This is a genomic window from Undibacterium sp. TJN19, assembly GCF_049339485.1.
GTDB lineage: Bacteria > Pseudomonadota > Gammaproteobacteria > Burkholderiales > Burkholderiaceae_D > Undibacterium.
Genome location: NZ_JBMPPL010000081.1, coordinates 1 through 284, shown reverse-complemented (window position 1 = coordinate 284; position 284 = coordinate 1). Strand labels below are relative to the sequence as shown.

Annotated in this window: 1 protein-coding gene; it reads left to right on the top strand. The window is 60.2% G+C overall.

What is annotated here, in order from left to right; genetic code table 11:
• Positions 1 to 284 (top strand): condensation domain-containing protein (locus ACO0LH_RS28620; RefSeq protein ID WP_422944546.1); only part of this gene is annotated, 284 nt, incomplete at both ends.

The window sequence follows — 284 nt, the reverse complement described above, 5'->3', positions numbered from 1 at the left end:
CCCGAGAAATGGCCCTGGAAGCCTATGCCCACCAGGACATCCCCTTCGAACACCTCGTTGAACGCTTAAACCCCGTCAGAAGCTTAAGCCACGCCCCCTTATTCCAGGTCTCCTGCTCCCTCGTCAACACCCCCGTCGGTGGCCAGGCCTTCCCCGGCATCGACGTCGAACCCCTCCAGGTCAGCGAAGAACAAGGCGTTGCCCGCTATGATCTGACCTTCAACTTCTCCGTCCAGGCCGATGGCAGCCTCCTGGGCAGCATGGAATACAACACCGACCTGTTC